The 20,683-nt window shown below is 46.9% G+C and carries 21 protein-coding genes; 15 read left to right on the top strand and 6 right to left on the bottom strand.

Annotated features, from left to right (window positions below; all coding sequences use genetic code 11):
• Window positions 1–42 precede the first annotated feature (42 nt).
• A complete protein-coding gene (locus M2444_RS13190; RefSeq protein WP_094869702.1) occupies window positions 43–1,092 on the top strand; it encodes a lactonase family protein in 1,050 nt (349 codons plus the stop codon).
• A gap of 128 nt (window positions 1,093–1,220) precedes the next feature.
• Here M2444_RS13190 and M2444_RS13195 read toward each other — a convergent pair whose 3' ends face one another.
• Window positions 1,221–3,488 (bottom strand): poly(ethylene terephthalate) hydrolase family protein, encoded by a 2,268-nt coding sequence (locus M2444_RS13195; RefSeq protein ID WP_280787169.1) that lies wholly within the window; start codon window positions 3,486–3,488, stop codon window positions 1,221–1,223.
• 384 nt (window positions 3,489–3,872) lie between these two features.
• On the opposite strand from M2444_RS13195, the gene M2444_RS13200 reads away from it, so the two are divergent.
• The 4 genes from M2444_RS13200 to M2444_RS13215 all read left to right on the top strand — a co-directional run bounded on the left by M2444_RS13200 (window position 3,873) and on the right by M2444_RS13215 (window position 7,874).
• Window positions 3,873–5,000 (top strand): sulfate ABC transporter substrate-binding protein, encoded by a 1,128-nt coding sequence (locus M2444_RS13200; protein ID WP_094869717.1) that lies wholly within the window; start codon window positions 3,873–3,875, stop codon window positions 4,998–5,000.
• Window positions 5,001–5,266: 266 nt separating this feature from the next.
• Window positions 5,267–6,121, top strand: a complete 855-nt coding sequence (gene cysT / locus M2444_RS13205) for a sulfate ABC transporter permease subunit CysT (RefSeq protein ID WP_280787170.1) — start codon at window positions 5,267–5,269, stop codon at window positions 6,119–6,121.
• Between the two features lie 553 nt (window positions 6,122–6,674).
• Window positions 6,675–7,538 (top strand): sulfate ABC transporter permease subunit CysW, encoded by an 864-nt coding sequence (gene cysW, locus M2444_RS13210; protein ID WP_042184404.1) that lies wholly within the window; start codon window positions 6,675–6,677, stop codon window positions 7,536–7,538.
• Between the two features lie 111 nt (window positions 7,539–7,649).
• Entirely contained in the window at window positions 7,650–7,874 is a 225-nt protein-coding gene (locus tag M2444_RS13215) for a YezD family protein (RefSeq protein WP_042184406.1), read from the top strand.
• A gap of 330 nt (window positions 7,875–8,204) precedes the next feature.
• On the opposite strand, the gene M2444_RS13220 is transcribed toward M2444_RS13215, so the two are convergent.
• Window positions 8,205–8,513 (bottom strand): hypothetical protein, encoded by a 309-nt coding sequence (locus M2444_RS13220; RefSeq protein WP_094874205.1) that lies wholly within the window; start codon window positions 8,511–8,513, stop codon window positions 8,205–8,207.
• A gap of 256 nt (window positions 8,514–8,769) precedes the next feature.
• Between M2444_RS13220 and M2444_RS13225 the strand changes: the two genes are divergently transcribed.
• The 3 genes from M2444_RS13225 (at window position 8,770) to M2444_RS13235 (ending at window position 11,719) form a co-directional block, all read left to right on the top strand.
• The gene (locus tag M2444_RS13225) at window positions 8,770–9,183 is read left to right on the top strand and encodes a GNAT family N-acetyltransferase (protein WP_280787171.1); all 414 of its coding nucleotides are present in this window, start codon (window positions 8,770–8,772) and stop codon (window positions 9,181–9,183) included.
• Between the two features lie 216 nt (window positions 9,184–9,399).
• Complete coding sequence (locus M2444_RS13230) at window positions 9,400–10,032, top strand: NAD(P)-dependent oxidoreductase (protein WP_280787172.1); 633 nt, start codon at window positions 9,400–9,402, stop codon at window positions 10,030–10,032.
• Window positions 10,033–10,078: 46 nt separating this feature from the next.
• Complete coding sequence (locus tag M2444_RS13235; RefSeq protein WP_280787173.1) at window positions 10,079–11,719, top strand: NAD(P)H-hydrate dehydratase; 1,641 nt, start codon at window positions 10,079–10,081, stop codon at window positions 11,717–11,719.
• 7 nt (window positions 11,720–11,726) lie between these two features.
• Here the strand turns inward: M2444_RS13235 and M2444_RS13240 are convergent, their stop codons facing one another.
• Entirely contained in the window at window positions 11,727–12,182 is a 456-nt protein-coding gene (locus M2444_RS13240; RefSeq protein WP_094874201.1) for a hypothetical protein, read from the bottom strand.
• A gap of 32 nt (window positions 12,183–12,214) precedes the next feature.
• Window positions 12,215–13,114, bottom strand: a complete 900-nt coding sequence (locus M2444_RS13245; RefSeq protein WP_280787174.1) for an SDR family oxidoreductase — start codon at window positions 13,112–13,114, stop codon at window positions 12,215–12,217.
• A 129-nt stretch (window positions 13,115–13,243) separates the two neighbouring features.
• Here M2444_RS13245 and M2444_RS13250 point away from each other — a divergent pair, with 129 nt between their 5' ends.
• From M2444_RS13250 to sdaAA, 3 genes are all read left to right on the top strand, one after another.
• Window positions 13,244–13,825, top strand: coding sequence for a DUF4269 domain-containing protein (locus M2444_RS13250; RefSeq protein ID WP_280787175.1), 582 nt, complete (start codon window positions 13,244–13,246; stop codon window positions 13,823–13,825).
• Between the two features lie 264 nt (window positions 13,826–14,089).
• Window positions 14,090–14,800, top strand: a complete 711-nt coding sequence (gene sdaAB / locus M2444_RS13255; protein WP_094878234.1) for an L-serine ammonia-lyase, iron-sulfur-dependent subunit beta — start codon at window positions 14,090–14,092, stop codon at window positions 14,798–14,800.
• A complete protein-coding gene (sdaAA, locus tag M2444_RS13260) occupies window positions 14,797–15,675 on the top strand; it encodes an L-serine ammonia-lyase, iron-sulfur-dependent, subunit alpha (RefSeq protein WP_060626723.1) in 879 nt (292 codons plus the stop codon). The genes sdaAB and sdaAA overlap by 4 nt, the downstream gene beginning before the upstream one ends.
• Window positions 15,676–15,703: 28 nt before the next feature.
• On the opposite strand, the gene M2444_RS13265 is transcribed toward sdaAA, so the two are convergent.
• Complete coding sequence (locus M2444_RS13265; RefSeq protein ID WP_094878233.1) at window positions 15,704–16,006, bottom strand: hypothetical protein; 303 nt, start codon at window positions 16,004–16,006, stop codon at window positions 15,704–15,706.
• Between the two features lie 61 nt (window positions 16,007–16,067).
• On the opposite strand from M2444_RS13265, the gene M2444_RS13270 reads away from it, so the two are divergent.
• On the top strand, window positions 16,068–16,265 hold the full coding sequence (locus M2444_RS13270) for a YwbE family protein (protein ID WP_042184438.1): 198 nt from the start codon (window positions 16,068–16,070) through the stop codon (window positions 16,263–16,265).
• A 104-nt stretch (window positions 16,266–16,369) separates the two neighbouring features.
• Here M2444_RS13270 and M2444_RS13275 read toward each other — a convergent pair whose 3' ends face one another.
• Window positions 16,370–17,095, bottom strand: coding sequence for an HNH endonuclease (locus tag M2444_RS13275; RefSeq protein ID WP_280787176.1), 726 nt, complete (start codon window positions 17,093–17,095; stop codon window positions 16,370–16,372).
• Between the two features lie 362 nt (window positions 17,096–17,457).
• On the opposite strand from M2444_RS13275, the gene M2444_RS13280 reads away from it, so the two are divergent.
• The 3 genes from M2444_RS13280 to M2444_RS13290 all read left to right on the top strand — a co-directional run bounded on the left by M2444_RS13280 (window position 17,458) and on the right by M2444_RS13290 (window position 20,656).
• Window positions 17,458–17,940, top strand: coding sequence for a hypothetical protein (locus M2444_RS13280; protein ID WP_094874195.1), 483 nt, complete (start codon window positions 17,458–17,460; stop codon window positions 17,938–17,940).
• A 52-nt stretch (window positions 17,941–17,992) separates the two neighbouring features.
• Entirely contained in the window at window positions 17,993–19,012 is a 1,020-nt protein-coding gene (locus tag M2444_RS13285) for a LacI family DNA-binding transcriptional regulator (protein ID WP_280787177.1), read from the top strand.
• A gap of 306 nt (window positions 19,013–19,318) precedes the next feature.
• Window positions 19,319–20,656: a glycoside hydrolase family 30 protein gene (locus tag M2444_RS13290; RefSeq protein WP_280787178.1), complete on the top strand. Its 1,338-nt coding sequence runs from the start codon at window positions 19,319–19,321 to the stop codon at window positions 20,654–20,656.
• Window positions 20,657–20,683 lie beyond the last annotated feature (27 nt).

A 20,683-nucleotide genomic window follows, 5' to 3' on the forward strand; every position in this document is an offset into this window, starting at 1 on the left:
TAAGAAGTAAATACACTATATACAAACAAAGGAGTCGCTACTATGGAACGGCCTAATGAAGTATTGTTTTATGTGGGAACGTATAACCCTGAAGGTGAGGAAGCTATTCTACTATGCTCACTTAGTCCTTCATCAGGGGAAATGAAGATTCTAGAGGGTACTAAGGGTATTGAGAATCCATCGTTTTTAGCAGTAAACAGCACAGGCAGCGTGCTCTATGCGGTTAGTGAGAAGGATGAGGGCGAGGTCTATGCTTTTGCTGTTAATCCTGTTACTAAAGCGCTGAGTCCACTTGGAAGTCGTCCTACGGAAGGTGGCGCTCCTTGTTATGTCTCGATTAGTCCTAAGCAAGATTACATATTCGTCTCTAATTATTCCGGTGGCAATGCCAACGTATTTCCTGTAAATGAGGATGGTTCGCTTCAGGTCATGTCTGACCAAGTGAAGCATGTGGGTTCAGGAATTCGTGAAGACCGTCAGGAAGCTCCGCATCCACACTCTGTTATTCCGGATGGAAGCGGTAAGCATATCTTGGTTTGCGACTTGGGATTGGATCAAATTCTGATTTATCGCCTTGAAGAAGGTAAGCTGTCTAAGCATCGGGAGATTGATCTCCCACCAGGTTCAGGCCCCCGCCATCTGGCAGTACATCCATCAGGACAATGGATTTACCTGGCGAATGAACTAAACTGTACAGTTACGGTGTTTGCTAATGATGAGCAGAATGGAAACCTCAGCATTTTACAGCATGTCAGCACGCTTCCAGAGCAATATAATGCGGGTAGTGACGATACAGCTTCCGATATTCATGTATCGCCATGTGGTAAATTCTTGTATGTCTCAAACCGGGGACAAGACAGTATTGCCTTGTTCCATATTGAGGGTTCAACTGGTCATCTTGAAGCGGTAGATTGGCAGGTTACAGGCGGACGTACTCCGCGTAATTTCGCCATTATTGGTGGCAAGCTGCTCGCTGCGAATCAAAATAGTGATATTATTACTTCGTTCTCCATCGATAGTGACAGTGGCAGATTAATTCCTACAGGGAATGAGTTGAAGATTAAGACACCGGTTTGTATTCAAGCCTTGTAGGCTGGCAATAGGTTATTGTATGTTTCAATATTAGGGGCTATTCCCCGAAATTCATCAAAATAAAAGGCCTTCCAATCAGCGGTACATGTGCTGAGGGGAAGGCCTTAAAGGTATAATAGCAAGTTACCTTAAAATATATTTCGAATTCCTAGATCGTAAAATCCGATGTCATCTAGCATGATTTTATCTCCCTCGGCTTCAAGGTAGAAGGTGATTTCCGTCAGGTTCTCAGGCTCTAGCTCAGGTTCCTCCTCTTGAAACTGTTCGAACGGCATCTCATAGGTTTGAAATACAGCTTCGGATAGATCACCGTACTTCCCATCATTAATCCGTTCTTCAAGCCATGGGAATAACGTGAACTGAGTTTGCGGCAGTGGCAAAATATCCATTACCACACTTAACGGCAAGCGTGCTGAGGTATCATTTTTGTCGGTTAACTCAACCTCTACATTGGGAGGTAGCGGAATACTTAGTTCATCTTTGATATCACCATTGAGGTTTGCTAAGGAAAATGTAAGGCCATCTGCGTCTGAAAGGGCCATTTCAGTAACAACACTATCTTTAAGCTTAATGTTGTAATAAGCTTCCTCGTCTTTTTTGGCTGTACGTTCAAGAACGACACCATATGTGGCTTTGCTCTTCGATTCACGATCCTTCGCGAGCTCTTCCGACCAGGATAATCCGGATGCTTCTGCTGTTCCGAGATTAACGGTATTCTTGTTGCGATCCTCGTCAAATGTGGCTACTGGCCGATATCCCCCATCCTGGAATCGATTGTAGTAAGTGGTCTCCGGCAGCCATTTCAGTCCGCTGCGGTAATCCCGGAATAAGCTCTGGTATTCGTCTTTTCCATGCAAAGTGGTCTCCAGAAAAGCTGACACATACACTTTAGCGATTTGCCGCTGCTTGTCTGCATCCATAATTTGCGCTCGATTTAAAAAGAGGCCAGCAGGTAATGTCTGATCATACGCGCCCCAATCGCTGTTGAATTGACTGTGATTGGCGTCCGCAATATACAGTGAGCTTTTGAAAGCAGAGGACCCTTGGGAATAGGAAGTACGTATATACTGCCGGTCACCATAGAAATCATGTACATCCCCATCACGAGCCCCTTGGAGCGTCAAATAGTTGACATCCTTGAGACGGGCTTGCTGATCGTCTATCGTTTTGTCCGTAGGGGCAAGGGCGATTACAGAGGCTATATTAAAACGATCTGCTGCCTTCATCACGGGATCATTTTTGAACCAGCGATCGGCATCTGCTGCCATAGCAACAGCTTGTCCTCCACGGCTATGGCCGAGCAGGGCGGTTTTTGTGAAATCTATCTTTTGATAAAAAGGATTGTCTGGTTCATCCGAGAAAGCTGCTAGCTGCTCCAGGTGTTTTAGAATGATCCAGGTCCGTACTTTGAAATCATTGTCCGGAATACCGGACCAAGCAGAATAGTTCAGAAAATTCTCATCCAGGGAAATTGCGATAAACCCCCGGCTGGCCAAGAGTTCACCGAGATAAGCATAGCCTCCGTCAGAGTAATCCTCCATCATATGATTTCCGTGCGCCATCAGAACTACCGGATAGGGACCTTCGCCCTCAGGCATCCATACTCGGCCGTTCAGTGGAAGTGCATTATAATTGAAACCCCAGAATAAAGTGCGGAGTTTTGACCAATCCTTAATATAAGCAGAAGCATCTACTGTAGAAGAGATCACATTGGTATCCTTGCCGTATTCGGGCCGATGCAAATCCTTACCGCTGGCATAAGTGAAGGTCTGATAGGCTTGATTGCCAGGTTGTGACGGACTTGCGGCTGTTAATGGAATTACATCGGAATCACTGATATCAATGGGTTCTAAAGTAGGTAGTTCCTGCACTCCGTTTGCCAGAGCAAGTTGGGAAAAAGTCACCGTAATAGTAAGCAGAAGTCCCATAGTTATTCTTTTACTGCGCAGCAGACCGATGGCTAATCCGCCCAAGGCACCTAATACTGATAGTAGAACAGCAATGACAGCCGCAGCTTCAATCTCAAAATCTGCGTAATATAAGATTAGTAGAATCGCTCCAACATCGCTCAATACACAGCCTGCGAATAGACGCGGGATGCGCAGGCCGGTCAACGCGATCAGGCCAGCAATGATATTGCTGGCAATGGCCAGCAGAATAGTACTCGTCCCTGCAGCAAGTGCAATATCTGTTGGCACCCCTAATCCAGTGGGGATACCTAATACGGCAGTGGTGAAGGCCAAAAAGCAAACGATCCAAAGACCAGCGATTGCTGTCCTCCAGACCGTTGTATCATAACGGTAAGTTCCCCTAATCCTTCGACTAATTTCTTGAGTCATTCTCCTATGAAGCCGTGGTCTTATCGGCGCAGGGGCGTACTCTAAATCCATACCCATGATATTCTCACTCCCGACATTAAGCGGTAATTTCTCTAGACCATAAGCTGTAGCAATAATATTACTTTATAGCATCAATAACAAGTGGATCTTACAGGAACCCACACCATTGCCTGTATAGCGAGGGGAATTGAAAGATTCCTTTGTCATTGGTTGGAAAAAAAGGTTTGACACGGTTAAAGGGTTTCAGTATTATATCCATATAAACCAACTAAGTAGATAGGAATAATTGAAGAAAGTTCTTACCGTACAGACGGAGGAACGCCTGCATTAGGCTCGCAGACACGTGTCATAGGACCGGTTTGACTTGCCATACGTGGGCTTTCCTCCGTTCTTTTTTTACGAAAGAAATGAAGGCAAGAAAAACATGGGGGAGTGGGAATGATGAAGAGAGCTATGAATAAAGGGCTTCTTGTAGGATTTACCTTATTGTTGACGGCAGGACTTACTGCTGCTTGCGGCGGCAATAACAATAGCGGAAATAGTGCTAGTTCGGCAACGGACACACCAGCAAAAACCAACACAGCGGAGGCCACGAATGCTGCTGAAGCTACAAAAGCGCCATCCAAAGATCCAGTAGAACTACTGAACGTATCTTATGACCCTACTCGCGAATTGTACGAGAATTATAATAAAGCTTTTGCTGCCTATTGGGAGAAAGAAACAGGACAGAAGGTCACCATTAAACAATCCCACGGTGGATCGGGGAAACAAAGCCGTGCTGTGCTTGATGGTCTGGAAGCGGATGTTGTGACATTAGCACTTGGTTATGATATTGATGCATTGCAAGAAAAGGGCCTTATTAATGAAGGTTGGCAAAGTAAATTTGATCATAACAGTTCACCGTACACCTCGACGATCGTATTCTTAGTACGCAAAGGAAATCCAAAAGGAATCAAAGATTGGCCAGATCTGCTTAAGGAAGGCGTAGAAGTGATTACACCGAATCCGAAAACATCAGGTGGCGCACGTTGGAACTACTTGGCGGCGTGGGGTTACGCGCTAGACCACAACAATAACGACGAAGCTAAGGCTGAGGAATTTGTAAAAGAATTGTTCAAACATGTTCCGGTGCTGGATACGGGTGCGCGCGGTTCTACGACTACTTTTGTAGAGCGTGGAATTGGCGATGTGCTGATTGCATGGGAGAATGAAGCTTATCTTTCTGTAGAAGAGCTTGGTCCAGATAAATTCGATATCGTGAATCCATCTGAGAGCATCCTGGCCGAACCGCCGGTAGCAATAGTAGATAAGGTTGTGGATAAAAGAAATACGCGTGAAGTGTCCGAGGCTTACTTGAAGTATCTCTATACGGAGGAAGGACAAAAAATCGCAGCTGAGAACTACTACCGCCCGACGCTAGAAAGCGTGAAAGTACAATATAAAGATAAGTTCCCGGAAATAAAGCTCTTCACATTGGCTGATAAATTCGGAACCTGGAAAGAAACGCAAGAGAAGCATTTTAACGATGGCGGGATCTTTGACAAGATTTATGTGCCGGGTGCTAAATAACAGATTAATAAAACGGAAATTATATTTTTCTTTAAGTGCGTGTTCAAAAAGTACGGTTTTCAGCACCGAGAAGATTGAAAGAAGGTAGAAACTGAGGAGCGGAGCGTAGTGGAAGCTACGCCTGAATTCAATATTCGATGTCGAGTAAGCTTCTTGGGATACTTCGTGATCAAAAGTGGACTTTTTGAACAACCTCATTAAGAGATTTGTCCCTAGTAAGGGGCTGATCGGCTAACCTGCCGAAGGCGAGAAAGGATGATTAGGGGATGAATGTCACCGCAACGACTACAGCTGTATCGGCGACAACGCGACGAAAGATACTACCCGGTTTTGGGATAACGATGGGGTACAGCGTACTTTATCTGAGTCTCGTGGTACTCTTGCCACTCTCAGCATTGCTGTTCAATTCTACTGGGCTGAGCTGGGCGAAATTCTGGGATGTAGCTACTGATCCGCGTGTATTGGCTTCGTATCGTGTCAGTCTGTCTACGGCAGCGGCCGCTGCTTTTGTGGATGCTATTCTAGGTCTCTTGCTAGCGTGGGTACTAGTGCGTTACGAATTTCCGGGTAAAAGAATATTTGATGCGCTGATTGATCTTCCGTTTGCTTTACCGACAGCTGTAGCTGGTGTCTCCTTGACGGCTCTTTATGCCACAAATGGCTGGATCGGGGCGTGGCTTGAGCCACTAGGATTAAAGGCGGCATTTACTCCGCTTGGCATTACCCTCGCCTTAATGTTCATCGGAATACCGTTCGTCGTGCGAACGGTACAGCCGGTGCTAGAGGATTTGGATCGTGATATGGAAGAAGCCTCAGCAACCCTTGGTGCAGGCCGCTGGAGAACCTTTCGTTCAGTGGTACTGCCAGAGTTGTTCCCTCCGCTGTTAACAGGCTTTGCTTTGGCATTTGCCCGTGGTATCGGCGAATTCGGCTCTGTCGTGTTCATCTCCGGTAATATGCCGATGAGAACGGAGATTGCGCCTTTGCTTATTATGTCCAAACTGGAGCAGTATGATTATGCTGGTGCTACCGCCGTTGCGTTGCTCCTGCTTCTCATTTCCTTCTTAATGCTATTAGTCATTAATACGCTCCAGCGTTGGGTGCGTAAGACTTCTCGGTAAGTTCTTTCGGTGTTACTCCTTATTTCTCTAATGTTTTTGTATTAGAACTTGCTGAGCGAGCACTAGCGAAGCTACACTCTAACAGGTAAATGACGACTTTATTTTAGGAAGCATACTTGCTTCCGTGAAAATGCGGAATCTTCCGTTAGATAAAGTACCCGAAGAGTAATTTGGGTGTTGGAGGAGCGATAGCGATCTCGGTGTTTGAAACTGAATAATTGGTAAGAAAGGAACGGAGAGGAATATTGGAACTGTAGAAGCGTAGCGTTCGCCCGAAAGCTTTCCAACGGAAAGCTAGCATCGTAAGCATATGCTTATCCTCGGATTTCTTCCGCGGTGAGCGGTTCAAATCAGGAAATCTGAGGATAACAGCGATCGGAAGTCCAATATTCCTTGGAGTGACCCATTCCAATAATCAGGGTTAACAAACTCGGAGATAGCAGACAGTCCGATAACTCCCAAATTTACTCAAGACCCTTCATATTTACCGCCATTCGGCATTTTTCAGAAGCAAATCATGCTTTCGTAAAACCCTTTAAAGGAGGAATCACTTGTGGCAGGCACTATCCCACTCCAAGCCCCCCGGCTGCAGAAGAATACGTCCTCGCCAGCGACAACGGAAACCAAGGCTGTAAAATGGGTATTGATCGGAGCTGCTGGCCTAGTCCTTTTTTGGCTGATTGCCTTGCCTTTGATTGTAGTGCTGACAGAGGCGCTGAAAAAGGGCTGGGACGTATATATAGCTGCTCTGACCGATCCAGATGCCCGCTCCGCGCTGCGGCTGACGTTGCTTGTTGCAGCGATCACTGTTCCACTGAATACCTTTTTTGGCGTAGCGGCTGCATGGGCAGTAACCAAGTTTCGTTTTCGAGGCAAAGGGTTTCTCATTACCTTGATTGATCTCCCCTTTGCAGTATCGCCTGTCATCGGCGGTCTGATCTTTGTGCTCGTCTTCGGCGCTAACGGTTGGTTTGGCCCTTGGCTGAGCGCCCATGATATCAAGATCGTATTTGCGCTTCCAGGCATAGTGTTGGCCACACTGTTTGTTACCTTTCCTTTTGTAGCGCGTGAGTTGATACCACTGATGGAGGATCAAGGGACACAGGAGGAAGAGGCAGCGATAACCCTCGGAGCACATGGGTGGCAAATCTTTTTCAGAGTCACGCTTCCTAATATTAAATGGGGGTTATTATACGGCATTATTTTGTGTAATGCGCGGGCCATGGGCGAGTTCGGTGCAGTCTCAGTCGTGTCCGGTCATATACGTGGGGAGACAAATACACTGCCGCTGCATGTCGAGATTTTGTACAATGAGTATCAATTTTCAGCCTCTTTTGCAGTAGCTTCTCTGCTCCTGTTGTTGGCTTTGGTGACGATGATTATTAAAAGCTGGTTATCACGAAAAAATGCCCATTGACAGTACTTTTGGTTCCGTGCTAAGTTAATTCATAGTATACTGGTTGGTAATAACGGAATTATGAAATTTAGGCGGATATAATCCTTTGGATGGGGAAAGGGAGGCTAGGGAATGGCTAAACCGCTGAAAGTGGATGATTTATGGCTTACGCGGATTGCAGGGCTTCTGGATGATATGGAATTTGGCTCCTTGCACATTGTGGTGCATGAAGGTCAGATTGTTCAGATGGAGCGTACGGAACGCAAACGTTTTGAGAATGGCAATGGCAACGCAAATGGGCGTTACATTAATGAGAGTGGAACCCGGCGGGCCGATTCCCAATCGGCAGGACGTTGATGCAATCTCGGGCAATCATAAAGGGATCAATTATCTTTCTGGATAAAAATTATGGAGTTGCCTCAGCAGCCTTGAAATCCCTGCTGGGGCAACTCCTCTGTTTTTTGATACAAAACACCGCTCGGACTCAGAAGACTCTAAACGCAGTTTTTTGCACATTTGGCATGCTAACGAACCTATAATCGCTATTGGCTTGAAAAACACCAAATAGGTAGCTCTTTTTAATGAATAGCAGCAGTGGAGAAGACAGAGCGCGATTCTTCCGAACATGGAGAAACGCTGCTCTGTTCTCTTTTCACCAAGCAAGCGACCGACGATACAGGCAGTTTTTTAATAACGAGGGGCTTGGCGTGAGGCGGACACACCCTCCATCAGCAGTACGAGCGCAGTGACGCCGTGCATAATCCAGCCTAGGATAGGGATGAACGCTAAAATCGAGGTGATGATACCTAGAACGTTTCCGACGATGGGTCTCCGCTCTCTTTGCAATATAACGATAGCTACTGCGTGTAGCAAAAAGGCAATGGCAAGTGGGACCCAACCATTAGCGATGATAAAGAGTCCACCGATCAACGGCAGAGCCAGAAAGGCTTCATACAGGCATGTTCCCCATTTGAACAGCTTGGCTACAGGAGACATTATGCTTCACCATCCCTTTTAGAGTATTGTTATAAATACTATTCCACACAGTGAGTAATAGGATTCAAGAATATAATACTTACCACTTTGGTGGATGTGTCTGTTTGCTTTATTTTTACTTAATGGTTAACAGATCGGTTCAACCCAACGAAGCCGGCGAGTCTTGCCTGTGTACCATAGAGTCGTATATAGTTGGTACAGCAATGCTGAACGGTGTTAAGCTTGGTTTATCGTGTAAAGCTAGGAGGTGAACGGTATGGGGAGAACAGGAAAGCTAAATATACGTCATGAATGTCCTTCAGTGGAACAGTATTTAGCGCTGAGAAAAGAGGCTGGACTGAGTGCAATGAGCTCCGAAGGGGCTGCAATAGGGCTGCCTCGTTCTATTTTTGCGGTAACCTTGTATGATGAGAATACCTTAATCGGGATGGGAAGGGTGATCGGCGATGGGGGTTGTTTTTTTCAGGTCACGGATATCGCAGTGAAGCCTTCATATCAGGGGCGCGGTTTAGGGAAATTGATCATGGGGGAAATCAGGGAGTTCCTTTATACTGTACCGGGCAATTCCTATGTAAGTCTGATTGCAGATGGGGAAGCTTCTAAATTATATGCACAATATGGCTTTGAACCGGTTATGCCACGTTCTCAGGGAATGTTTTTGCGTCGTTAATGCGAGTACATGCTACTTAGTAGAGAGTGCCCCTTGTATTGGTTAAGGGGTTTTTCGTTTGGAAGTTAACTTGTGGGGATTTAATTTCAAGTAGACCTCATGGGATTAATAATGATTAAAGGTTGTAAGGGAAAGCTACAGAGACGAGTATTAAAAAATATAAAAAATAGGAAGGTCGTACGCTGGCCTTACCCGGAAAAAGTGAGGAAAAAACAGATGGATGTTGTAGTATTGGGTGCATCAGGAACGATTGGGAAGGCGATTGTACAGGAGGCTTTAAAAAGAAAACATGAGGTAACAGCTGCGGTACGGAATCCAGAATCAATAACCCTTGAACATGAACGTCTGCATATCACAACTGTAGATGTTCTAAATCCTGCTTCAGTTGCAGCTGCGGTCCGTGGACATGAAGAGGTAATCAGTGCATACGGTCCAGTACTCGGCCAAGAGAAGAATCTGATAACAGCTGCTAAGGCAATTGTAGAGGGAATGCAAGAAGCTGGGCTAAATCGACTGCTGGTTGTGGGTGGTGCAGGTAGTTTGAAGACTGAAACTAGAGAGCTATTGATGGATACGGCAGACTTCCCAGCTGAGATTAGACCATTGGCAGAAGCCCATGCGGAAGCCTATGAAATTTACAAAAATACAGAACTGGATTATACGTATGCCAGTCCTGCTGCGGTAGTTCATTCAGGTCGACGTACAGGCCATTTCCGCATTGGACTCGACCGTCTCGTTTTTGATGAGAATGGCGAAAGTATAATCAGTGTAGAGGATTTTGCTGTTGCTATGGTGGACGAGCTGGAGGAAGGGAATTTTAGCCGGACGAGATTTACTGTAGCGTATTGATATTAAGCTAGATGTGGATTGAAGTGTAGCGGAAAGGGGCCGAACCATGTATCTGGTAACTGCTGAGCAAATGCGGCGGCTGGACGGAGAAACGATCCAGCGGCTGGGGATTCCAGCTATTGCACTGATGGAGAATGCGGGAAGAGTGATCGCAGAGGAGATCGTTGCACTGTGCCGGCGGAGAGGTGGAGAGGGCTGCAGAAATGCAGCCGGATGGGAAGACGCCGGGAAGGATGCCGCGCTGGCTGGCGCGGCATTTCAGGTCAGCGCAGATCATGCGCTGACCCTGGACAATGCCGCCGCCGAGCGATGGTTCATCCTCGTCGGCAAAGGCAACAACGGCGGCGATGGCCTCGCCGCCGCACGGTATCTTCGCGAGACTGGCATCGCCGTCACGCTCGTTTATGCGGTGCCGCCGGAGTCGCTCTCCGGCGAGGCCGCCCTGCAGCGCGATGCGGCTGCAGCCATGGGCCTCCCTGCCGTGGTGTACGGCAGGGATCGGCTGGACCTTGCCGAGTGCAGCGGCATCTTGGATGCGCTGCTCGGCACTGGCGCCGCGGGAGCCCCGCGCGGCGCCTATGCGGAGCTGATTGCCGCAGCGAACAGCAGCGGTAGAGTGATCGTGTCCGCGGACATCCCGAGTGGTCTGAACGCGGACACGGGTGAGACGCATGAGCCTTGCATTCATGCGTCGGTGACGGTTTGCCTCGCGTTTCTCAAGCGAGGCCTCCTGCAGTACCCCGGCGCTAGCGCTGCGGGGCAGGTGAAGGTCCGGGCCATCGGTATTCCTACTGCGTTGGCCCCTGAAAGCGGTGTGCAGGTTCACCTGCTGACACCGGAAGTGCTGCATGCCCATCTGGGCGTAGATCTGGCCCGCCGGCGTTCGCCTGAAGGCCATAAGGGGACTTATGGGCATGTCCTTCTTGTTGCCGGCACCTTAAGAATGAGCGGTGCCGGCCTGCTCTCTGCCCGTGCTGCGCTCCGGGCAGGCTGCGGATTAGTGACATGGGCGCTTCCGCAGAAGCTCTTGCCCTGTATCATCGGTTCTGCCCCTGAACTCATGCTAGCCGATGTTGAGGGTAATGAAGATGGAAGCTGGCAAGCAGGGAGCGTTTCAGAGCTACTGAAGCTAAGTAAAGAGCGAGATGTTCTAGCCATTGGTCCCGGTCTTGGTCGATTCGAGGCGGATACAGAATGGCTTCGCAATCTCTGGGAAGGGACGGATTGTCCTCTGGTGATCGATGCGGATGCTTTAAATATATTAGCTGACGCTGATTACAAGAGCTGGGCAAGTAGACGCCATCCGGTGATTCTGACGCCTCATCCAGGCGAGATGGCCCGTCTTGCTAGTATAACAACAGCTCAGGTGCAACGGGACCGCATCTGTCTGGCTATGGGATATGCGAAAGAGCATGGGGTTACGCTTGTATTAAAAGGAGCCCATACGGTAATAGCAACGCCTGAAGGACAAGCTTATGTAAACACCACAGGCCATCCCGGCATGGGCACTGGTGGAGCCGGTGATGTGCTAACGGGCATCATTTCCAGCCTGCTGGCTCAGGGATTGAATGAGGCGCAGGCAGCAGCTTTTGGTGTATATCTACACGGATTAGCCGGGGAGAGAGCCGCCCGTCAGCGGAATAATCCAGCGGGTATCATTGCCGGTGATATCATAGAAGCACTCTGAGTGCAGCTTATAACAGCAGTAAGCAGAGCAGCGGTAGAAAAAGTGCAAACACTGGCAGTAACAGAGGGGAACGCTCTACACCCAGTTGCGTCACTCGTAGCAGCAACAGTCCCAAAATTCCAGCCAGGCCCCATAGCAGTAGCTCTGCACCTTGTTCTGCTGCCAGCCATAGACCTGCACCGAAACCTGCGGCTACGTATACAACAAGGGAAACGATGTGGGATGTGGAACGCAGGAGGCGCAGCAGAACATCGGCTACCAGTGCGGCTGGCAGTCCATAAGCGTAAATCGCATAGGGGATCGAAAGAGGCCAACCCTCAGGTATGCCGTTATGTTGTGGAAACCCAAGCATAAGTAAGGAGATAAGGACGTATGTTAGCCCTGCGCAGGCTAATTTTGTTAAGGCATACATGCCACTTGTTAAACGGACAGAAGGAATATCATAATCGGGCATCTTATTCATAGGTATACATTCCTCTCGTGGTGTATTGTGTATCAGCTGGTGACCATATCTCCACCGTTGACATGTATACATGTCCCGGTAACATATGAAGAATCAGGGCCCGCTAAAAAGAGATATGCTCCTGCTAGCTCATAAGGCTGTGCAGCACGTTTAAAAGGTGTATCTGTACCAAAGATACTAACTTCCTCTGCAGAGTAGCTTGAGGGAATCAGTGGGGTCCATACCGGACCGGGAGCTACACTGTTGACGCGGATGCCAGCGTCTACGAGAGACAAGGCTAAAGAGCGGGTAAAAGAGACCACCGCCCCTTTGGTGGAGGAATAATCTATGAGCTCTTTATTTCCTTGATAGGCAGTAATGGAAGCGGTATTAATGATGGATGCACCTTTTTTAAAATGTGGAAGTGCGGCTTGTGTGAGATAAAAGAATGGAAAGATATTCGTCTGAAACGTCTGGTACAATTGCTCTTCTGTAATATCCAAAATACTTTTCTGCGGATATTGGACCCCGTGATTATTGACCAGAATGTCCAGCTTGCCGAAGGTGCGGATCGTATACTCCACAGCCCTGAAGCAATTCTCCTTATGGCGTAAATCAACTTCAATCCTTAAACAGCGTTGCCCTAATTCTTTGATCCGCTTTTGAGTGACTTCTGCATCTGAGGCTTCGTATAAATAAGCTATAGCAATGTCTGCACCTTCTTTGGCAAAAGCAATGGCTGCCGCTTTCCCAATTCCGCTGTCGCCTCCGGTGATGAGTGCAACCTTTCCCTTCAGTTTTCCACTGCCGATAATTTCAGGGTTTTCACTGATGGGACGAGGATTCATCAGACTTTCCAGGCCCGGCTGACGATCTTGATGCTGTGGAGGAAAAGCAATAGGCTGCTCTTTACATACTGTCCGCTCCCCATAATAGGGGTAGATGGGATTCATTTTTTTGAAATACCCTCCTTGCATTCTATCTTCCGTATATTTCTATGCATGCGCCCAGAAAAGCGTGCGCTGTCATCAATACATACATATGCGTTTATAAACCCGAGTCGGAGGAGGCGCTTGTCCAGAATGAATGATTGGCGAAATGTTGATTATCTGATTCATGGAACCGCGGTTCAGAAAGAGGTCTATAACCTTCTTTTAGAGCTGGATATTATGAATTTGCTAACAGACTATAACCCTTTGTTGGTTGGGACAATACCGCTTGGAATTCAAGTGGAGGGCAGCGATTTGGATATCATTTGTGAGGTATATGATCCTATGAAGTTTAAAGCGCTAGTTGTTCGATATTTTGGAGCCATGGAGGGGTTTGTTAGCGAATCACGAGTGGTTCAAGGCATTCCTCGAACGAAAATTAACTTTATGGTAAAGGGCTGGCCTATCGAACTGTTTGGACAGCCGAGGCGAACGGAGCTCCAGAATGGTTATTTGCATATGATCGTTGAAGCTGAAATTTTAGCTCAGATGGAGGATGATTTTCGCGAACGGATCATTCTTTTAAAATCAAGCGGATGGAAGACAGAGCCTGCCTTTGCGAAAGCTATGGGATTAGAGGACGATCCTTACGAAGCGCTGCTGGAGCTGGAAAAGCTTCCTCGGAGCACACTTCATGCTTTATGCCATGCTGTTCAAGCGAGGGAACAAGTATGATTTATAGGAAAATGGTTGCGGATAATTATGAAGCTGCATATCAGCTGTGGGAGCATACTGAGGTAGTATATAGGTGGAATTATGCTGTATTCTCAGGATATCTTGTGATACTCAGGACAAAATAGAAAATGCTCCCCTCCCTCTGAATACGCAATATAAGATATATATTTATCATAGCAAATGTCACGGTGAACTCCGACTGCTAGTGCAGTATACTATATAGGAGTACGATAATTGCCTATTCTTGCAGGCAGGAGGTCTTTTATGCGTTTTAAAGATGTATTTTCAATTATTGGTCCGGCAATGGTCGGTCCTTCAAGCTCACATACCGCTGGGGCGGCACGGATCGGGAGGGCTGCAAGGCAGGTGTTGGGTGAAGTACCGCGTGTGGCTGAAGTAACGTTTTTTGGTTCTTTTGCAGCAACTTATCAGGGACATGGCACAGATCGGGCGATTGTTGGAGGGTTACTTGATTTCACTACCGACGATCATCGGCTTCCAGATTCCCTAGAACTGGCGGTCGAAGCAGGGATGGAGGTTTCTTTTAAGCAAGGAACAGGTCTGTTCCCACATCCGAACACGGTTAAGCTGCATCTCATCGGACAAGAAACAGGAAGCAAACTGACGCTAACAGGGACATCTATTGGTGGAGGAAACATCGAAATTGTTGATATCGACGGTTTTGGGGTGAAGCTTACAGGAATCTATCCGACGGTTCTGATTAATCATATGGATTATTTAGGTGTTCTGGCAAGTGTTACGGAAGTGATGCGTAACGGACAGTTTAATATAGGGCATATGTCTCTGGATCGTAAGAATCGTAGTGGTGCAGCCTTAACGGTGCTGGAGCTGGATGAAGCGGCTACACCGGAGCTTATTCAAGCGCTTAAAGCGCTCACTGCTGTGAAATCCGTGAAGCTGGTTAATTTAAACGAAGGTAAGCAAGATGACAAGGGGAAGGAAAGTTTAACATGAATTTTCAAACACTTAGCGAGCTGGCTGTATTGTGTGAGGAACGTGGTCTCACGATTGGAGCACTTATGCTCGAAGAGCAAAGCGCGGAATCTGGACGTTCCAGTGATCATGAATTTTCCACAATGCGTGAATATTATGGCGTGATGAAAGAGGCTGTTCACCGCGGAATGAATGAGGATACAACTTCGCGCAGCGGCCTTACAGGTATGGATGCCCAGCGTGTAGGCGCATATAACGCGGCTGATGAGCCATGCCTAGGTGGACCTGCAGGTCAAGCTATGGCTTACGCGCTGGCTGTATCCGAAGTGAATGCTTCTATGGGCCGGATCATTGCGACGCCTACTGCTGGTTCATGCGGGATTATTCCGGGTGTATTTCTCAGCTGTCAGGAACGGTTTGGCTGGGATGATGACTACATGGTATCCGGATTGTTCGCAGCCGGGGCTATCGGTTATGTCATCGCCAATAATTCCTTTGTATCGGGTGCGGAAGGCGGCTGTCAAGCTGAGGTAGGTTCTGCCATTGGGATGGCAGCAGGCGCGTTAACCGAGCTACGCGGCGGAACGCCTGCACAAGCAGTGCATGCTGTCGGGCTAGCCCTTAAGAACACTTTAGGCTTGATTTGTGATCCGGTTGGCGGTCTTGTAGAGATTCCTTGTATTGTTAGAAACGGATTCGGTGCAGTTACCGCACTTGCCGCCGCAGATATGGCACTGGCTGGTGTTCGTAGTGTGATTCCTTCCGATGAAGTTATCAAGGTCATGCTCGAGGTAGGCTCAGCTATGCCAGAGAAACACCGCGAGACTGCAGGAGGCGGTTTAGCACAGACCCCTACCGGCCGTAAAATCATGCAGGATTTACGAAAAAAGAAGTAATTAATACGTCTCAAATCACAATTTGTATTTAGAGCATTTTGAAACGTTCCAGCTGATCCCATAAACCTTCTTGCCGAAGGATTTCTGCCTGCCTTGGTCCAATGAGGTCGAAGTGGGGAAACGATGAACGATTATGAATATATTGGGCAGGCAGCCCATTCTTCTCGCACCAATGTTTCAGAGTGGTAAGATCACTACAGCCCACCTTGGTGACGGTAGTGATGCCAGGAAAACGAGGATCCAGCCAATAATGAGTCAAGAAGGCGATCTCTCCTGCGGAGACCGCTTTTTTCCAACGGGTTAATTCTTCTCTGTTGATGCCGAAGGCCATAATGTCTCATCCTTATCTATTGTTGTTGACAACATTATAACCCATGAAAGGGGATTATTTCATGAACGGACAAGTAAGAGCGGATATTCGTCCTGGGCTTGAAGTGGATATTGTACTTAAGCAGGATCAGCCTACAGGCAAGCTAACACACGGTACGGTGAAAGATATTCTCACGAACTCGCCTCGGCATCCGCACGGCATTAAGGTCAGATTGACTAGCGGACAGGTAGGACGAGTTAAGAATATTACAGGCAACTAAATAATCGACACTTCTCCACATTAAAAAGCGACCCTAACCTCGGAGGCTGTTCTGTTCACGGAAACAGAACAACCTCCGAGATTAGGGCTTTTTGATTTGAGTTGTTATATTAGGCCCATAAAATCCTCAACAGATTTATCAGCTTTAGTCTGATTACATAACGTGCAAGCGCAGACGCAATTATCTGGGGTTGTATGACCACCTTTAGCACGTGGCAGTAAATGGTCGATGGTGTCTCCATAAGCGCCGCAGAAGTAGCAGGTATAATTGTCTCTGGCTAGTATATAAGCGCGAAAATCCTTATTACTATACAATCGTCGAATCGTTCGACGGTTTACAACGATAGCGGCATGTTCCCTGACGAGGGTAATTGCAAGCGCTAGATCGATCTCCTGATGCCAGCGCCGTCCCTTGTCGCTATGACCGCGCATTAGAATCATCCCTTTGGCAGAAGGAATCAATTGGGTTGGATCTTCGGGATTTAGCTTTGTGCCTTGAGCATGCGGCCTTTTTCTTCGCTGCTCCAAACCTCGTACGCGTCGGTTCGGATTAGATTGTCCTGAAGAAGCAGCAGCGGAAGACGGCTTTCCCTCTTTGGGAAGCTCCAATAGAGTGTGCTGATGGGTTTGGATCGTATCAAGCTTCACCAGTAAGGGGTTTGCTGTGAGTTTTATATTTAGTGTTTCCCGTTGCTTGCGACATTCACGGCAGGCACCACGGCGTGACTGCCCCTTGGAACGTTTGCCTGTACGTCTGCGAAATTCTGTGAGCGGCTTTAGCTTGTGGCAATAAGCACACTGCTTGGTAGATAGAAGGTCGGTATCGTTCATAGGTATGTTAGGTGCAGCGCATGTGTACGCATGTCCTGTCTCCTTGTTTTTGAAATATAAACTATAAGTTCCACACCATACTTTATGTCTTGGCTTTCTCGCTTATAAGGACGTAGAAGTTGTTTATGCTTTGGATTCAATGATGTTTATTAATGAGTTCCGTTAGGTGAAATGTAAGCTTCTAAACTTAGTATAACGTAAAGCGCTGCTATTCACATCGTACGTAAAAAAACCGTAAACACAGCCAAATTTGTGATATGCATCTCGGTGACAAACAGGGAAAACTTGTAAAATAGAAAGAAGGGCAGATTCGTTATCTAGATAGGGTTGCTCTAATTCTTATTTGGAAATGGGGAAGTAAAATGGAATTAACGAAGGGAAGGCCGGGTACAGTAACATGGCTTTATATTCTTCTTATTTTTTTGGGGGTTGGAGCGTTAGGAGGGGGCGGTGCTCTTGTAATAGATCCAAGCGGGGATCTAATGAAAATGCCGACTTCTATGCTGGAAAGATCGCCATTCTCTGATTTTTTATTCCCGGGTATTCTGCTATTTATCGTATTTGGTCTACTACCCATCTTCGTTGTTTATGGTCTGGTCAAGAGACCTCAGTGGCACTTGGTGGAACGATTAAATCCGTTCAAGAAATTATATAGCTTCTGGGCTTTGTCTCTGTATATCGGGTTTGGGCAAATCATTTGGATAACGGTGCAGACGTACATGCTGAATAGTGTTGCAATTATACATCTGATCTATATGAGTCTAGGGCTGTTGATTCAGGCCGTTACACTACTCCCCTCTGTACAAAGCTACTTTTCGCTGGACGGCGGTACGGAAAGACGTTAAAATTGCAGTGAACAAAAGGCATTTCATTTGTCAGGGCAAGGAGCGAGCCGATTTGACAACGATATACGATATTGCCAAAAGAACCGGTTACTCTCCAACAACGGTTTCTAAGGCGTTTAATAATTATTCCGATGTACGTGAGAAAACTCGTCAGGAAATATTCCGGGTTGCCCAAGAAATGGGATATTTACCGAATTCACATGCCCGTACACTGACCACTAAGAAATCGTGGACCATCGGTGTGCTATTCGTAGAGAATACGGGATTTGGTATTCGCCATCCTTTTTTCAGCGCTGTGATCGAGAGCTTTAAGAAGGTTGCTGTTGAAAAGGGTTATGCCCTCATGTTTATCTCCAAGGATGTTGGCGGTAAGCAAAGCGGTTATTTAGAGAATTGTAGAATTCGTGGCGTAGACGGCGTTGTTGTCTTCTTGTCCGATTATGAAGATCCGTATTTCCGTGAACTGCTTGAGAGTGATATTCCTACCGTTATTATGGATTTTGAGACTTCTGAGACGCATACGGTATGCTCAGATAATACATCTGGAGCCCAGCTGGCAGTGGAGTATCTAGCCTGCTTGGGGCATCGCAAGATTGCCCATATATCCGGAGGTATGAACACGTTTCCAGGGAAAATGCGGGAGCTGGGATACAAGACCGCCATGAAGCAACGAGGGTTTAAAGTGCCTAAGTCCTATGTAGTAAACGGAGCCTTTTATTCTCGGGAAAGTGGCTATAACGCGATGCTGGAGCTTCTTAAGCTCCCTGAACGTCCAACCGCTGTCTTTGCTTCGGGTGACTTACTAGCCTTAGGGGCTATTATGGCCGCTAAAGATAGTGGACTTTCCGTACCGATGGATATTTCAGTTATGGGTTACGATGACATCGATCTTGCTGAGTATGTTTCACCTGCGTTGACAACGGTGCGTCAGGACACGGAACTTCTTGGAAGCCGAGCAGCAGACATTCTTTTAACTACAATTGAGGGTAAAGTGTTAGATAAGGAAGCGATTTTAGTTCCGGTGGAAGTGGTTGAACGGGAATCCTGTGCACCTCCGACTAACGGATATTAGTCCGATAACTTGACGAACTGAAAAGAGTCCTGCTAAAGTAAAAGACAGTATAGCTTTGAATTGTTCTTATGATATGAAATAGTGGTATTTGGCACATCTTATTTTAGTGAGATGGAGCTATAATAGACCCATTGTTTATAAAATGCTCTTTCAATTGATTTGGAAGATCATTTTTTTTCGAAATAATCGAAACCGGTTTCGATTATTTCGATTTAATGGCTCATTGCTCCGAATCTATAACATCGGAAGATGATCCAGTAAAGACTAGTGCTTTGGTAAGAAAACAATTCAGAGGAGATGGATGAAATGGCAAAAGTTCAAACTGTGGTAACTGCAAAAGATACAGGGGAACGCTTAACTCCAAAAGATGCAATTGTTTTTAGCGCAAGAGCAGGATCTGGGTCTGCCGATGTGGAGATTAAGCCAGAGCAGGAGTTTCAAAAGATGATTGGATTTGGCGGCGCTTTCACAGAAGCTGCAGCTTATACGTTGTCACGCTTGAGCTCCGAGAAACGGGCAGAGGTTATTCATCGGTACTTCCATCCTGTAGAGGGGTTAGGCTATAGCATGGGCCGTGTTCATATTCACAGCTGTGATTTTGCCCTCGGAAATTATACGTATGTTGCGGATTATGACACAGAGCTAGCTACTTTTGATATCTCACATGATCATAAGTGGGTACTTCCGCTGATAAAAGACGCCATGGAAGTAAGAGGCGGTGCATTCACGATGCTGGCTTCTCCTTGGAGTCCTCCGGCATGGATGAAAACCAATGGAGAAATGAATAACGGTGGATCACTGAAGCCGGAATTCGCAGAAGTTTGGGCACGTTACTATACGAAATTCATTGAAGCTTATGGAAAAGAGGGAGTACCGATTTGGGCAGTTTCCGTGCAAAATGAGCCGGCTGCCGTTCAGGTCTGGGATTCATGTATTTATAGTGCGGAAGAGGAACGGGATTTTGTTAAAAATCATCTTGGACCGGTGATGCATCAAACCGGCCATTCCGATGTGAACATTGTAATTTGGGATCATAACCGCGATATTATGGTCGAGCGTGCTTCGGCAGTATTATCTGATCCTGACGCTGCAAAGTATGTATGGGGTACAGGTATTCACTGGTACGGAGGTGAGGAGTTCGACAAAGTAGAAAAGGTACATGATTTATTTCCTGACAAGCATCTGTTGTTCACAGAGGGCTGCCAAGAGGGCGGCGTTAAGCTGGGGGAATGGTTTACTGGCGAACGTTACGGCAGAAACATGATTGGAGATTTCAATGCGTGGACAGAAGGATATCTGGATTGGAACCTGGTACTGGATGAGACTGGAGGTCCTAACCATGTAGGCAATCTCTGCGATGCACCGATTATTGCAGATACGACAGCGGATGAAGTGCATTATAACAGCTCCTATTATTACATTGGGCATTTCAGTAAATTCATTGCGCCCGGTGCGGTACGGATCGGATTTACATCTGAAGCGAAAGGTATCTTAACCACAGCATTCCGTAATCCTGACAGTAGTATTGCTGTCGTACTGATGAATGAAAGTGAAGAAGTACACAATGTAACGCTAGGTCTAGGCGAAGAAATTGCAAGCTGTGAGCTATCGCCTCATTCCATCGTAACGCATTTGATTTCATAAATAATCTACTACTTAGGAGGACATAAG

Origin of the sequence: Paenibacillus sp. PastF-3 (assembly GCF_029893135.1) — a bacterium.
Classification (GTDB): Bacteria; Bacillota; Bacilli; order Paenibacillales; family Paenibacillaceae; genus Paenibacillus_AQ; species Paenibacillus_AQ nitricinens.